The 14069-nt window shown below is 43.6% G+C and carries 11 protein-coding genes and 1 pseudogene; 6 read left to right on the top strand and 6 right to left on the bottom strand.

The window, feature by feature from the left end; translation table 11 throughout:
* Positions 1-12 precede the first annotated feature (12 nt).
* Positions 13-768: a GntR family transcriptional regulator gene (locus tag GQS54_RS19505; RefSeq protein ID WP_166425594.1), complete on the bottom strand. Its 756-nt coding sequence runs from the start codon at positions 766-768 to the stop codon at positions 13-15.
* Between the two features lie 86 nt (positions 769-854).
* Here GQS54_RS19505 and GQS54_RS19510 point away from each other — a divergent pair, with 86 nt between their 5' ends.
* From GQS54_RS19510 to GQS54_RS19525, 4 genes are read left to right on the top strand one after another with little or no spacing between them, the layout of a single operon-like run.
* Positions 855-2210: an MmgE/PrpD family protein gene (locus GQS54_RS19510; RefSeq protein ID WP_166425595.1), complete on the top strand. Its 1356-nt coding sequence runs from the start codon at positions 855-857 to the stop codon at positions 2208-2210.
* A 3-nt stretch (positions 2211-2213) separates the two neighbouring features.
* The gene (locus GQS54_RS19515; protein ID WP_166425596.1) at positions 2214-3587 is read left to right on the top strand and encodes an MmgE/PrpD family protein; all 1374 of its coding nucleotides are present in this window, start codon (positions 2214-2216) and stop codon (positions 3585-3587) included.
* A 4-nt stretch (positions 3588-3591) separates the two neighbouring features.
* Positions 3592-5055: a phenylacetate--CoA ligase gene (locus GQS54_RS19520; RefSeq protein ID WP_166425597.1), complete on the top strand. Its 1464-nt coding sequence runs from the start codon at positions 3592-3594 to the stop codon at positions 5053-5055.
* A complete protein-coding gene (locus tag GQS54_RS19525) occupies positions 5055-6401 on the top strand; it encodes an amidase (protein ID WP_166425598.1) in 1347 nt (448 codons plus the stop codon). Before GQS54_RS19520 ends, GQS54_RS19525 begins: the two co-directional genes overlap by 1 nt.
* A gap of 293 nt (positions 6402-6694) precedes the next feature.
* Here GQS54_RS19525 and GQS54_RS19530 read toward each other — a convergent pair whose 3' ends face one another.
* Both GQS54_RS19530 and GQS54_RS19535 read right to left on the bottom strand, forming a co-directional pair.
* Positions 6695-7615, bottom strand: a complete 921-nt coding sequence (locus GQS54_RS19530; protein WP_166425599.1) for a cation diffusion facilitator family transporter — start codon at positions 7613-7615, stop codon at positions 6695-6697.
* 631 nt (positions 7616-8246) lie between these two features.
* Positions 8247-9368, bottom strand: coding sequence for a P1 family peptidase (locus GQS54_RS19535; RefSeq protein WP_166425600.1), 1122 nt, complete (start codon positions 9366-9368; stop codon positions 8247-8249).
* A 215-nt stretch (positions 9369-9583) separates the two neighbouring features.
* Between GQS54_RS19535 and GQS54_RS19540 the strand changes: the two genes are divergently transcribed.
* A complete protein-coding gene (locus tag GQS54_RS19540; protein WP_166425601.1) occupies positions 9584-10240 on the top strand; it encodes a flavin reductase in 657 nt (218 codons plus the stop codon).
* A gap of 255 nt (positions 10241-10495) precedes the next feature.
* On the opposite strand, the pseudogene GQS54_RS23325 reads toward GQS54_RS19540, so the two are convergent.
* A pseudogene (locus GQS54_RS23325) lies at positions 10496-11378 on the bottom strand (transposase).
* A gap of 182 nt (positions 11379-11560) precedes the next feature.
* Between GQS54_RS23325 and GQS54_RS19560 the strand changes: the two are divergent.
* On the top strand, positions 11561-11794 hold the full coding sequence (locus GQS54_RS19560; protein ID WP_166425603.1) for a DUF885 family protein: 234 nt from the start codon (positions 11561-11563) through the stop codon (positions 11792-11794).
* Between the two features lie 269 nt (positions 11795-12063).
* Here GQS54_RS19560 and GQS54_RS19565 read toward each other — a convergent pair whose 3' ends face one another.
* Together GQS54_RS19565 and GQS54_RS19570 are read right to left on the bottom strand one after the other, a co-directional pair.
* Entirely contained in the window at positions 12064-12570 is a 507-nt protein-coding gene (locus tag GQS54_RS19565) for a hypothetical protein (protein WP_166425604.1), read from the bottom strand.
* A gap of 6 nt (positions 12571-12576) precedes the next feature.
* Positions 12577-13449 (bottom strand): hypothetical protein, encoded by an 873-nt coding sequence (locus GQS54_RS19570; protein WP_166425605.1) that lies wholly within the window; start codon positions 13447-13449, stop codon positions 12577-12579.
* Positions 13450-14069 lie beyond the last annotated feature (620 nt).

Genomic DNA, 14069 nt, shown 5'->3' on the forward strand with positions numbered 1-14069 from the left:
GGTATTTTCCGGTTATTTATTTGGATATAAAACAGAGGTAAAGCTAAAGCGCTTAGCCGGATAAATACTTTGAGCAACTAAAATTAACGTATCTTCTTTAAGCGAAAAATAACGACGGGTTATTTTCATGGCAGCTGAACCCGCAGAGGCATCTAACTGGGACGCGAGCTCCTGGGGCAATAAACAAGCTGAAATTTGCTGTTCGATTTTGCCAATCCTTTTATCGTCTAACGCTTCGACTACGGCATAAATAGCTGTTTTTATGTCTTTGAGCTTTTTATCCACTTCGTCCTGATGAGGGCGCCGGTAGATATTGGAATAACAAATCGGCTTTTTATCATGAGGCTCAAAACGCACACCGCCAATATGAATACATTCTTCGCCTTCGTCAGAATTAAGCAGGGTAGCGGTGGCTCCATCAAGGGAGATCATATCGCTCACTTGTACCTCGAAACGGGTATTTTTCCCAAAGGCCAGTAAGTCTTTCACTGAGTTAATAAACTGATTAATTTGCTCCGGCATCGTATTACGTTTGACTAACGTGCCTGAACCTTGTTTACGTTCTACAAGACCGGTTTTTTCAACATAACGCAGCGCTTCACGGGCCGTATGACGACTAATAGTGAATTGTTCACATAGCTGCTTTTCAGTAGGCAATAACGTGTTCAGCGCGAATTCCCCCGCTAAGATCTGGTTGATCAACGTTTCACCTATATCTTGATATTTAGGTAGCGAACGTTTCGTTGATAACAATTTGATTTTAGTCATTTATGCTCAATGGTTAGTCGAATAACAGAATGATACCTGTTATAAATATGTCCGGACAAATCGAAGAGTATAGGAATAAAGCTAAATTGCCAATCAAACTTTCACTAAGCAAACAGCTGTTAATTGACATTGATCAAATGCCCTTAACGCAGCATGACTGTGCCCGAGCAGGTGAACATGTGCTCGATTGGTTGGCGTGCGCCAGTTTAGGCAAGTTGTCGGATGCAGGGCGTGCGTATCAAGCATTATTGTCACTCGATGAAGGGGGCAAGTGTACCGCCATCGGTGGCCAGCGAGTCAGTATGCAAAATGCTGCTCAGCATAATGGTGCCCTTGGTAACGTGCTGGAAATGGACGATATACACCGCAGTTCTATATTGCATCCTGGTCCGGTGATCATTCCGGCAGCACTGGCCGTGGCTGAGCAAATGGATTGCTCGTTAGAGGCATTTTTAATTGCCATTATTAAAGGCTACGAAATGACTATCCGCATGGGGGAAGCGATTGGACGTAGTCATTATAGCAACTTTCATAACACTGCAACCTGCGGGACGTTAGGCGCTGCGATGGCCGCCTCGTCAATATTGGGTTTGACACAAGAGCAGACAATTTGGGCGATAGGCAATGCAGGCAGCACCACTGGTGGTTTGTGGCAAATGCGTAATGAAAAGGTATTAACCAAGCAGTGGCATAACGCTGAGGCATGCCGGTCAGGTGTTATGGCAGCATTTATGGCCAAGCAAAATTTAACCGGGCCGGAATATATTTTAGAAGGCCCCCAGGGCATATTTAATGCGCTGTCTAATGATGCTTCTCCTGACAAATTCGTTGAAAAGCATGCCAGTTGGCGGATGTATAGTTGCAGCTTTAAGCCTTGGCCTGCTTGTCGTCATGCCCATGGTGCCATGGACGTACTGCTGAGTATATTGCAACAAAGCACGATTGATTTTGCTGATATTGAACGTATTGACGTTGGAGTCTACCAAGATGCTCAACTGTTTTGCGATCGCTTAACGCCTGAAACTAGCTTGGAGGCTAAATTCAGTATTCAACACGCGTTGGCAGCAATATTGTTATGGGGTGAACCTCAGCTTGAGCACTATGCCCAGAATGCATTTAAGCAAGCTCAGTGCTGCGCACTACGAGAACGCATCAATGTATACGTTGACCAAGAGATTGAAGCGCTATATCCCCAGCATTTCGGTGCCAAGTGCACAGTGGTAATAAAAAACGGTCAATCTGTAGTGCTCAGCCAACGAGATACCCTGGGGGATCCGGAAAAACCACTGACACCCGCTCAACGCCATAACAAAGCAAATATGTTATTGAGTCATGCAGGCGTGAGTAATGAAAAAATCACCCAGTTGTGTCATTTCGATTGGTTGCAAGCGACATCCATTTCTACACTTTCGGCGCTGCTGCGCCCCGCACCGAGTCATTAGCTTATGAGCCACGTTCCTGATGCTATCAATTTATTGATCCAGCATATTGAAAAAACTACGTTTCGCGACCTGCCTGCATCGACAGTTGCCGCCAGTAAAACATTTATTTTAGATTCTATTGGCGTGGGTCTCAGCGGTTCACGGATACCAAACGTGGCCAAAATAAAACAGGCGGTTAGTCAGTGGGGAGAAGGCCACCAAGCACAAGTATGGGTAACGGGTGAATGGTTGCCTGCTGTTTCAGCGGCGGCAATAAACGGCTACCAAATTCATAACCAAGAGTGGGATTGCGTTCACGAACCCGCTGTTGTGCACCCAATGGCGGTGATTTTGTCGTCTTTGGTGGCGTATGCCCAGCAACATAATTTATCCGCTAAGCAACTGATCCTAGGGGTCGTTATTGCGGTTGATGTGGCCACATTAATCGGTGAATGTGTTACGTCTAGTTTAAAGTTTTTTCGGCCGTCAATTTGTGGTTGTTTAGGCGCAGCCGCAGGTATATGTGCCATGCAGGGTATCAAGGGTGAAACACTACAAAATGCGTTAGGCATTGCCTACAGTCAACTTAGCGGGACCATGCAATCCCACGTGGAAGGTTCACCGATGTTGGCCATGCAAATTGGTATTAACGCGGCTGCCGCTATTCGCGCAGTTGACATGGCCGAAGCGGGATTTACCGGCCCCAAAGATATATTGCAAGGCCCTTACGGGTACTTTCATTTGTTTGAAGACAGTTATGATTTAAGCCCTTTAGTAGAAAAGTTAGGCCGTGAATTTCAAATTGAACAGGTCAGTCATAAGCCGTTTCCGACTGGCAGGGCAGGCCATGGCACCATCGACGGTTTACTTCGGCTACAAAAAGAGCACGGATTCAGTACACATGAGATTGCGCGAATTGATATATACGGTACGCCACTGATTATCAAGCTCGTGGGTCGCCCTGTGAAACAAGATATGGACGCCAGTTACGCCAAATTATGTAACGGTTATATCGCTGCCAGTTTGCTGCTGACCGGTAGTGTCGGAGTCGCCGATTTTGAACAAGATTGCTTAGACGACCCCGATCGAATTGCGCTTGGCGCGAAGGTGCATACGCACGTGAATGAGGTACAAGATTTAAACGCGTTGGTACCCGTTCGCGTATCGGTTACGCTAAATTCAGGGACTGAATACCAAGTAGATTTAAAGCATGTGCTAGGTAGTCCGCAAAATCCACTTAGCCGAGATGCACAAATTGCCAAGTTTACGGCAGCATGTTCGAGCGCTGTCCCCCCTTTTAATGAGCATAACATTGGCTTATTGATAAAACGCATAGACCAACTCGAACAGATCCCGAATATTAATAGCTTAGTTGAAGTACTCGTCAGTAATAGGTAATCCAATGAATAATACGATTGATAACACAGCAAAAAAACCAAGCAATGCCCCAAATAACGTAAAAAAGGCAACATACCCGACCTATTTTGAGTCTTTTGATTACAGCCAAATGCTGAAAGATTACCCCTTGGGTGATGCGGTGTTTGAGCAATTTGAAGGCATGAGTCGAAGTGAACTAAAAGCATTGCAAAATAGCCGTTTTATGCAGGTGGTAAAGCGTGCTTGGGAGATCCCATTTTACCAACGCATCTGGGGAAACGCGGGGATTAAACCCACTGATATTAACAGCCTAGATGATATTGAAAAGCTGCCCCTGATTTCAAAGTCAGACATCATGGACAGTGTTGAAAAATACCCACCTATTGGCGATTTTCACGGTCTAGATGGTATACCACCTGAGCAGCGTCCACCTTTAGTTTTTCATACTACCAGTGGCACCACTGGTACCCCTCAACCTTTGCTGTTTGGACCTAAAAGTCGAGAAGTGCAATCGTTACTCGTGGCACGATCGTATCGATTTATGGGGTTAAAACCCGCTGCTACAATACAGTCTTGCTATGGTCACGGTATGATAAACGGTGGACACTACATTCGCGAAGCCGTCACTAAATACACCAACGCCTTGTTTTTATCAGCAGGCACAGGTGTTGAAACCCGTTCGGTACAACAAGTCAATCTAATGAAAACGTTTGGTGTGAATGTACTCGTTGGTTTTGTTGATTATATAAAAAGACTCGCCGATGTAGCCAAAGACGAAGGCTTGATCCCCGGCAAAGATATCAAAATTGACATGATTATTGGTCATCTAGGCATGGAAAGTCGTGAAAGCATCGCCAAAACCTGGGGTAATCCAGAGCTATTCGATTGGTACGGCGTAGGCGATACTGGCACCATCGCCGCTGAAGGCCCTGATCATAGCGGCATGTACGTTTGGGAAGACGCCCAATTTTTAGAATTGCTTGACACCGATAGTAACGAGCCCGTAACACCAGGTGAAACGGGTAATATGGTGGTGACCTGCTTATACAAAGATGATGTCTACCCGATTATTCGTTTTAACACCCACGATATTACCCAAGAAGTTACTGGCGACAACTCACTTAATTTACCCTTTAAACGCATCAAAGGGTTTATGGGTCGCTCTGACAATATGGTTAAACTGCGCGGGATCAACATTTATCCGCAAGGTGTTGGTCCGATGCTCGAGGAGCGTGATGAATTTTTAGGTGAATTTATTTGTGAAGCGATCCGTGATGAAACCGGACGGGACGAAATGATAGTGACCGCAGAGGTATCAACGCCGCTTGCTCAGCGCGATTCACTATTAGCGGCATATAGTGATTTGTTAAAACGTAAAATAGGCATCGAAGTCAAAGTAGCCTTAGTAGGTGAAGGAGAGCTAACCCCATTAACGCAAGTGGACATCAGGCAGAAACCTATTCGTTTAATCGATAACAGGTTTCAATAATGGATATCGCACTTCTAAGTCAAGATGTGAGTACGCATATTGCGCTGATCAAAGACAAGCAAATTTCTGCTCAAGAATTAGCCACTGAGCAACATGGTTTGATTGAACGTGTAAATCCGTCGATAAATGCCTTTATCAGCTACACCATGCCGAATTTTGAGCAAGGCAGCTCTTTAGAGAAATCCTTGTTTCAAGGGATTTGCATCGGTGTGAAAGATAATATTGACGTGCTAGGGTTTGCTACAACAGCGGGCATGGCCACGCGAGTGGGTCGTCAGGCCAAACAGGATGCTTTCGTGGTAAACCGGTTAAAGCAAACCGGCGTGCAAGTGCTGGGCAAACTCAATATGCACGAAGGTGCGCTGGGAGCGACCAACCAAAATGAGCACTTCGGTGATTGCCATAACCCACACCAGCACGGAATAACCCCTGGTGGTTCGTCGGGTGGCTCTGCTGCTGCGGTGGCATCTGGTATGGTTGGGTTGACACTGGGCACGGATACCATGGGCTCGGTGCGTATTCCCGCGGCGTATTGCGGTATTTTTGGTTTCAAACCAAGTCGTGGCGCTGTTAGTAACAACGGCACTGTCACCTGCAGCAGAATAATGGACAACATTGGCCCGCTAGCACGCTCAGCGAAAGATTTGAGTCTTGCACTGAATGTGATGAAAGCATTTGATGAAGGATGTGCGGCGTCTATAGATTTCAGCGCATTTAATCGCTTGTCCTACACTGACAACAAAGTATTACTGGTACCTGAAAACCTCGAGAAGTTGGGCGTTGCACCTGATATTGCCAGTGACTTTGCCGCCAATTTAACGGCGTTTACCGACTTAGGGTTTACCCTTCAGTATTTTGATTTTTCTAATTATGATTTTGCCGCTGCACGCAGAGCTGGTCTACTCATTTGCGAAGCGGATATGCGTGTCGAGCATCAATATGACTGGGAACATAATCAGCACAAGTTCTCAGAGTATATGCGCGGAATGTTGTCATATATTGAGCGAAAATCGCCCATGGACATAATGCAATCCGAACGGGTGCTAGATAACGCGAAAGTATTCGCGCGTCAGTTATTCAAGCAAGGCTGCGCCATATTGATGCCTACTGTTTTACAAAGGGCATTTTCGTTTGTAGAGCCTGTACCGGCCAATCAAGCAGACTTAACCAGTTTTGCCAATCAAGCTGGTTTGCCTGCTGTGTCTTTACCCATGCTCAGTGATAATCCGTTACCCGCTGGCATGCAAATTGTTGGGCCACTTGGCAGTGATAACCAACTGTTAAATTTGGCAGAGCGCTGGCAAGAGCATACTCAGTTTCGTTATATCTTGCCGAGTTTTGACTAATTGGGAGGGAGGTGAAATACGGTCAGGCGGGCAGCGCTCTGATTAACCGTAAATATGAGGGCTAGTAATCCAAAAGAAAGCGAGTACTTCATGCTTCCTACACTAAATCCAACAGGCGGCGATTTGCCAATTTGCAGACCTTCGCCATTGGATTTTAAACGCCAAAAGTTTCACTAAATCGGCCTCTCAACTAGATGACTCACTAAGTACCTCGTACCCGTGAATATTTAAGGCTAATTGTCATCGCAGACTGTGCACTAAATCAGTGAAAACTATGCTAGATATAGCAAACTTTAGTCAGCCAAATCAGGATCGCAAATAAACAAAATGTCCATGATGATCGACGGATTCCATTCGCGCATAGCCGCTTCCGATTCTTTACGAATATTATCAAGTTCATGAACGGTTGCCACGCTAAACGATTCGTCGACAATAATATGCACTAATAAATAAATATCTCTGCCACTTTTGCTAATTCGCACTTCTATATGCTCGTAAGGAACCGTCGATAAAGTTTGTTTAAGCTTTTTCTCGATCACTGATGTGACCGTTTCCGGTGGTGCCTTATGAATGACCTCGTTAAGGCTGTCTAACATTATTTTGCAAGGCACAGGAAGAATTGCGACGCCCAGCACAATCAATAAAAGTGGATCGACATATGGTGCGTAGGCTGCAAATCCAAATTTCTCAAGGCAATAAGCAATGATAAATCCTAATAGAATTGACGCACTCAATACGGCGTCAATAAACCAAGTATGGGCGTCAACACTAACCAAATCAGAACGCAGTGATTTGCTGCGATGCTTCATATAAACAGAAATTGCAAAACATCCAATAGTTGCGAACACGCCATAAAACATGGCTATATTATATTCAGCGGCATTACCGCCGGCAAAGAGCCTATTTATAGCCCCAATGACAGCGTACAGACAGGTTACTATTATGATGAGTGATTTAAACAGGTTTAACGTAGGTTCAATAGCCGTGTAGCCAAAGTGAAATCTATCGTCATCGGGCAGTTGCACAAGGTTCGCAACTTTAAGTGTTAAAAGGGCCATAAAGAATGAGATAAGCGAATAAACGCCGTCAAATAATATTGCCCCTGATTGCGTGATGAGTGCAAAACCAAATGCAACGAACACAAACAACCCTGCCATATATAAAGAAAGCTTTAGTAAAACCTTTTCGTTTTGTTGGTGAAATCCAATTGCCATAATTGTTAAAGTGAAAAGTAAGACGGGCGGATTCTACTCCCCTTTTTAATATTTGATAGCCTTATAGTATTTATTATCTCATCATTTTTCGTGTCGATTAAAATAGCTAAACTAAGCGTTATTTTTTAATACAATCGTTCCGGGAAATCTGGCTTTAAAGTCTCTTGGAAATGTTAAATACTGGACGATTTGGCGCTTGTTGTACCAGCTCATCGAACCAATTAAATTTTGAATTGAAGAATCAGAACGCTGTATTAGAAACAAGCAAAAAGCATAAATAGGCATGATGAAACGGGGTTAGTAGGTTATTAAGCGCCTCTATAAATGGCATTTAGCATGGCAAGTTTTTATCTGTACCATGAAATATTTAGCAACCTACCGGCCCATATTCAGATTCTCAAAGCTCACCCTACGACCGCAATCTGCTAAGTCGGTTTAGCTCAATGCAAAAGGTGCTCACCTGCGGTTATTTATATTGAGCTGATAGTCGACAGCGAGCGAAAAGGAGTCACTCGATTAAGCCTTGCTAATTTCAGTATGCGCAAGGCTTAATCGGATACGCTCAAAAGAGTGGGGCAGGGCTGTGCTATTCCGGCTGATTTTGCGGTAAAGCTATCCAAAGCGCTCCGTTTTATTGCACGCTCTTATGTAAAATTTTGCGTAAGGCCGTGATCGGCAGCGCTTTCACAGCCCCTTGATGGCCGTTTACATCCATAGCCATCAGTAAACTATTGTAAATCGCTTCTTCTGTTGCTTCATTTACCGCTTGAAACAACGGCGACATATCATTGTTACTTACAACGTGCTGTAAGCTTGGCGGTGCATCGGCGAAACGTCTTACTGCGTCGGCAGACGAAAATGCGATAACGTAATCACCGGAACCATTTGTTAAACTGGCGCCGGTTCTGGCAACCCCTGCCATTGCTCGTTTAGCCAATCGATACAAATTTCGATGCTCTAAGGGGGCATCAGTAGCCACTACAATCATAATACTACCGTCGGCCGCAGTGTCGTTATTTACAGCATCTTTAAGATAATATTGACCTAGGGTTTCCCCCACTTTTAAGCCATCAATCGTCAAGATGCCACCAAAGTTACTTTGTACCAACACTCCCACAGTGTAACCACCTAAACTTGCCGATAAGGCTCTGCTGCTAGTGCCTATGCCGCCTTTCCAGCCAAATGCGCGAGTTCCGGTACCGGCGCCGACGTTTCCTTCTGCAACGTTGCCGTCTGCAGCAAGGTTAATCGCTTGTATCACCTGGGGCTTGGTGACAAAACGTGCGCGAATATCGTTTAGGTAACCATCATTTGTTTCACCGACCACAGCATTGACAGACCGTACGTTTTCGTTGCCTGGTTGTTGCAATGTCCACTCCACCACCCCTGCGATACCTTCCGCCACATTTAATGTATTAGTCAGTACAATGGGGGTTTCTATCTCGCCGAGTTCTTGCACCTGGCTGATCCCCGCCATTTTTCCATACCCGTTGCCAACGTATACTGCGCCAGGGACTTTGTTCTGACGCAAATTGCCCTCAGCAGGTATAATCGCCGTAACGCCAGTATGTTGGTTTTTGTTTCCGCGCAGTGTTACTTGACCCACTTTGACACCTGACACATCGGTAATCGAATTTAGCGGCCCAGTGGCAAGCACGCCCGGAGTAATCCCTAAATCTCTAGCCCGTATTTGTTCCGCAAAAACATAATGATTAAGCGCTAAAAGCAATAATACAAAGAAGATAAAACGCATCGTACAGCCCTTGTCATAATTAGATTGTCAAAATACTAACGACAATGTCACACCGCAATGAAGATATTACAAAAGCTACCTTAATGCCTCTGTAAAGAAAGAGTAATGAAGACAATATGTCTATATAAATTTGGTTTTAAAGTTCTGATTGATCTGTGTAACCCACCGCAGTGTATACATTTCAACCGCCAAATAACGAAACATAGGTAGTCACTATGCAGCATATCAATAGCAGTCAATTACAAGTCATGTCCAATCGTTATCGAGCCCAACTTGTTAATAGTCTTTCTGGCTTTAAAAGCGCTAACCTCATTGGTACAATAGATAACCAGCAGCAAACTAACCTAGCCATATTTAGCTCGGTGGCACATCTTGGTTCCTCACCAGCTTTGCTTGGGTTTATTATGCGCCCGGACAGTGTTGAAAGGCATACCTTGGAGAATATCAAAGCAACAAAGCAATACACTATCAATCAAGTGAACCAGCAGATTTGGCAATCGGCCCACCAAACCTCAGCCCGTTATCTTAAAAACGAATGTGAATTTGAAAAAACAGGCTTAACCACAGAGTTTATAGAGGGGGTAGGCGCACCATTTGTAAAGGAAAGTCAGCTCAAGTATCTGTTAACACTTCAAGAAATAGTGCCTATCAAAGCTAACAATACGTCGTTTGTGATAGGAGAAATCACCGATATATTGTGCCAACAAAGCGCCATAAAAAAAGACGGCTATATTGATATTGAATCATTAAATACCGTCGCCTTATCAGGTTTAGATAGTTACCATACAACTCAGCGCTTATCACGGTTAAGTTATGCTAAGACCGAAACAGCAGCAAAGGCAATATCTATTGATGGTAATGGTTCAGAATAAACCACTGCTCATATTTAATTATCTTCACCGCCTCTAAAGAAACTTCAAAGACATCCATCTTTAAAGTCGTGTAAAAAGCTCCTTTGCTGAGAGGGGGGTGATTACCCTCAACAAGCGTTAAGGTACTTTTGATCTGAATGATTGAGAGTTTTTACTGAAATATTGAGCCTTGAGGAAGGAAAGGGCGAGTAAGGTCAGTTTTTGGGCAAGCGTCAACGCTACAAGATATGCATGAGATGTGTTAGTTGAAATGTCTTATACGCGTTTTAACAACTCTTTCGCTTTGGTCATCCCTCGGAGCCGTTGATGATGAGTGTGGCGTTTAAATGCATTCATCATTCGCTCCGCACCTGCGGCGTAACAAAAGTGTTTTTCAAACTCTGTAGTCAACGTTAACCATTGAGCAGGTTCTAATCCCAATCTTTGCAGAATAGGACTGTGAGTGAATAAGTTAGACCTCGGGTTATATTTTCACGAGGATTTCCCACAAACGGCATCAAAACACTCGGTTGAGGTTGTTGGTTTTTAATGGCGTGAGTACGTTTTTTGATACTGGTGTACTTTGACGTTTCAGGTGTTTTTTCCATTTTTGCACGGATGGGGTTTAAGTCCACATACGCCATACACGCATAAACCAGCTTATGTCGTACAAGCGTTTTCGATAGGTTTTAACGGTTCCATCAAATGAGATTAGCTCTCCTTGGCTCACCGTATCGCCTTTCATAAATTTCTGAGTCAGCAACGTACCTCTATGTAGTTTGTGGTAACGCCTCAACACCCCATCGGTATCTAAGCAAACAGCCAAGGCTTTATCGACATATAGCACCACATGCGTCTACTTCAGGCATCCTGCCTTACGCCCTTACGCCCTTACGCCCTTACGCCCTTAGGGCCAGCTAAAGCTGTTGTAAAATGCTCCCGACATTTTTACTGATTATTCATCACTGCATAGGCACAAATACGGTAGCCGCGTTATCAATGGCAAATACCCTAGACAAAAACAACAAACGCTCTTCTACCCATCCCTGACGATGCTCGTAGCTGTGCCCGGAATGCGTATCTACAGCGCGGCTGCCGTACCACATAAGAATGACTGGCGAACACATCGGGGAAACACAATGACAAATTTATCGGGAATAAAATTTGAACAGCTTTAGCTGGCTTCGAAGAAGTGAACGACATGGATGTTGTGCATAAAATAGGGCGTATCTATTAAACTAATTTGGCTTTTTCGAGGCTGAGGCATAACTAATCTACTCGATAAAAATGAGACGTTAATGAAGTCTAGTTCAGCCTGAAAATTTACCATTTTGATCTTGGGTGTCTCTATATTTTCATTCTTTTTGTGACAACACGCCTATTAGTGAAGGCGATATAGTCACTGAAGTTGAACGTTATTTTGTTAATCTGGGGCACGCACTAGGTTATAAGTTAGGCATGATAAAAATACTAGAGCTTAGAGAAAAAGCAAAAGCCGCTTTAGGTGATAAGTTTAATATCAAAGACTTTCATGATGTAGTCATTGGTACGGGCGCCTTGCCTTTACCTATATAGGCTAAACAAGTCGATAAATATATTGCTAAGGTCAGCAAATAAGAATACAAGTGAGAAAAATCAAAGGTGTACCAAAATTGACTGCTGGTCTTTTTTGGACATCTTAGTTACCACCAGTACAAAAGAATGCTCGACCATTCGCTCAATCAAATTTGCAGGGATTGAGCCAGCTAACTAAAGTGTGTTCCAGTAGGTTTTTTTGTAGTGGCCGAGTTCACGAGGCCACTACCCCCTAAGCGTGACGCAAAAAATGACCATGCTTAACAAAGTTAGAATTTGCTTTGTAAAATTGGCTTTCCATCGCTGACACGCTGTATTGAAATGGTTGAAGCATCAATTTTTTGGCCATTCCTATACAGGGGGACAACCAAATCCCACTGTACTTCAGCACCTTGAGATACATAATGATAAGGAACTTTGTCTTCAGGCTCGTTTTCTGCTTCTAAATACCCCGGGTCATTTACATAAAATACGTTCTTTTCATTTTCACCAATGTACACTTGCCAGTCACCCATTTGACGAGCAAATACCTTTGGAGCAACTGAAGCGACAACTTTTGAACGAACAAGTTCGGCCCCGACAACCTCACCGTTTTCATACATCAGTTTAATATTTAATAGCGCAACCCTTTGATATGAATTGGGTTTTTCTAGCGTGTTATGTTGGTTTAATGGTGCAAAGCTAGGTGCTTTAGATACACCCAAATCATTTGTTTGAGCGATTGTTACCACAGAGAACAATGTTATCGAAAATAATAGTAAATATTTCATCATCATATTCCTCTATTCTGGGCGATCCCAATTAGATGGTGCAAAGATTAAAGGCGTTACAGCAGACGTTGCGCCAGGAAGCGAAAGATAAGCAGCTTCCATGATGACCCAATCCGCGGGACCAAATTCCCACACCGTGTCTCCCCCTGACAACATGATTGCGTCAGTCGTGATGTTGCCCTCTGATCGCCACCAATCGTTACCGTCTCGTGCCGCAATAAAACTAACACAATTTCGCCAAGACGCATTTGTCGCATCACCTTCACAAGCAGCCTCGGTAGCATATAAAACGGGGACGTTGGTTGAGTAATTTGAATCGCAGCAATATTCGTCAGGTAGCCCAAACAACGCATGAGATGTTTCATGAACTATCGTTCTATAGCTTGTTGGTTCAGCTGTTGCACGACCTGATGAAGGGTTAGCGCAATCGCGTAACTCATTAGAGTGAATCAATAACGTTGCGTCAGCGAACGTACCGTCGGTATTAACAGAATTCGGCCATGTCACTGTTGGGCACTGAAAAACACCATTAACAGGTGAATTAGCCACAACGCTTCCAGCGTCAATACTGTAGTAATAATTAAAGCGTGCTAAGTTGCGATAATACCCCTGATTCTGCCAGTAGCCATTTTCTATGGCATTGGTAATATCATCTACAAACAGCTGTCTATTCGCTAAAATAGATAGATCGCCATACGATGCATCAGGTACAAATAATATATTGAAGGCTTCGTCCATATCTTGTTGAATCACAAACAATTCATACACGCTAGAGCCAAATATGGGTTCGTCGTCTTCCGAAACATCAACGTTCAAACTACATGCAGACAACCAAAATAAGCTTAGTGCAAATAGAAAAATCAGTTTATATCTGTCGGTTTTCATAACCTTTCCTTGTAACGTGTCAGCATAACTGGTCTCCCACCCACGCCAACTTGTATATCAATAGAATTAACGTCAACCTACTGTGATCCAAGTTTAACCTAGATAATACATTTTGCTTGTTTTTTGTACGATTTAAGTTCTGAGAATATAATACTCTTCACGTCAAACTCAGCTTAATCTTCTTTGTTATAGCGCAAATGCCGGAGCAAGTGCCGGAATAGTACAGCACGCTAAGAGAAAGTTTTGCGACTTGTTTACGGGACAATAGCATCACTAATATTGATCTGAACTGGTAGTTTTTAATTGCTAATATTTACAGAGACATCCATTTTAAAATAGTATAAAAAAATCTACCTGTTTCAGGGTGGGATTTACCCTCACCAAGCGTTAATTTATTTCAAGCCCTTACGATTGAGGATGGGCCCTGGAATAATGTGCGTTAAAAATATTATCGGGGTCAGAACAAATATTATCGGGGTCAGAACAAAGTTAAATATTATCGGGGTCAGAACAAAGTTAAATAAAATATTATCGGGGTCAGAACCAGGGCGAGATCGTGAATGTTTTTTAACCAGTTGAAAAAAATTTGACGAGTTATTTGACGAGCTAGGTTTGTCGTG

The sequence above is a fragment of the Paraglaciecola sp. 20A4 genome (assembly GCF_011378905.1).
GTDB lineage: Bacteria > Pseudomonadota > Gammaproteobacteria > Enterobacterales > Alteromonadaceae > Paraglaciecola.

Coding starts and splice junctions, on each gene's coding strand:
- GQS54_RS19505 (WP_166425594.1), bottom strand. CDS start 768: ATGACTAAAATCAAATTGTTATCAACGAAACGTTCGCTACCTAAATAT.
- GQS54_RS19515 (WP_166425596.1), top strand. CDS start 2,214: ATGAGCCACGTTCCTGATGCTATCAATTTATTGATCCAGCATATTGAA.
- GQS54_RS19520 (WP_166425597.1), top strand. CDS start 3,592: ATGAATAATACGATTGATAACACAGCAAAAAAACCAAGCAATGCCCCA.
- GQS54_RS19525 (WP_166425598.1), top strand. CDS start 5,055: ATGGATATCGCACTTCTAAGTCAAGATGTGAGTACGCATATTGCGCTG.
- GQS54_RS19530 (WP_166425599.1), bottom strand. CDS start 7,615: ATGGCAATTGGATTTCACCAACAAAACGAAAAGGTTTTACTAAAGCTT.
- GQS54_RS19535 (WP_166425600.1), bottom strand. CDS start 9,368: ATGCGTTTTATCTTCTTTGTATTATTGCTTTTAGCGCTTAATCATTAT.
- GQS54_RS19540 (WP_166425601.1), top strand. CDS start 9,584: ATGCAGCATATCAATAGCAGTCAATTACAAGTCATGTCCAATCGTTAT.
- GQS54_RS19565 (WP_166425604.1), bottom strand. CDS start 12,570: ATGATGATGAAATATTTACTATTATTTTCGATAACATTGTTCTCTGTG.
- GQS54_RS19570 (WP_166425605.1), bottom strand. CDS start 13,449: ATGAAAACCGACAGATATAAACTGATTTTTCTATTTGCACTAAGCTTA.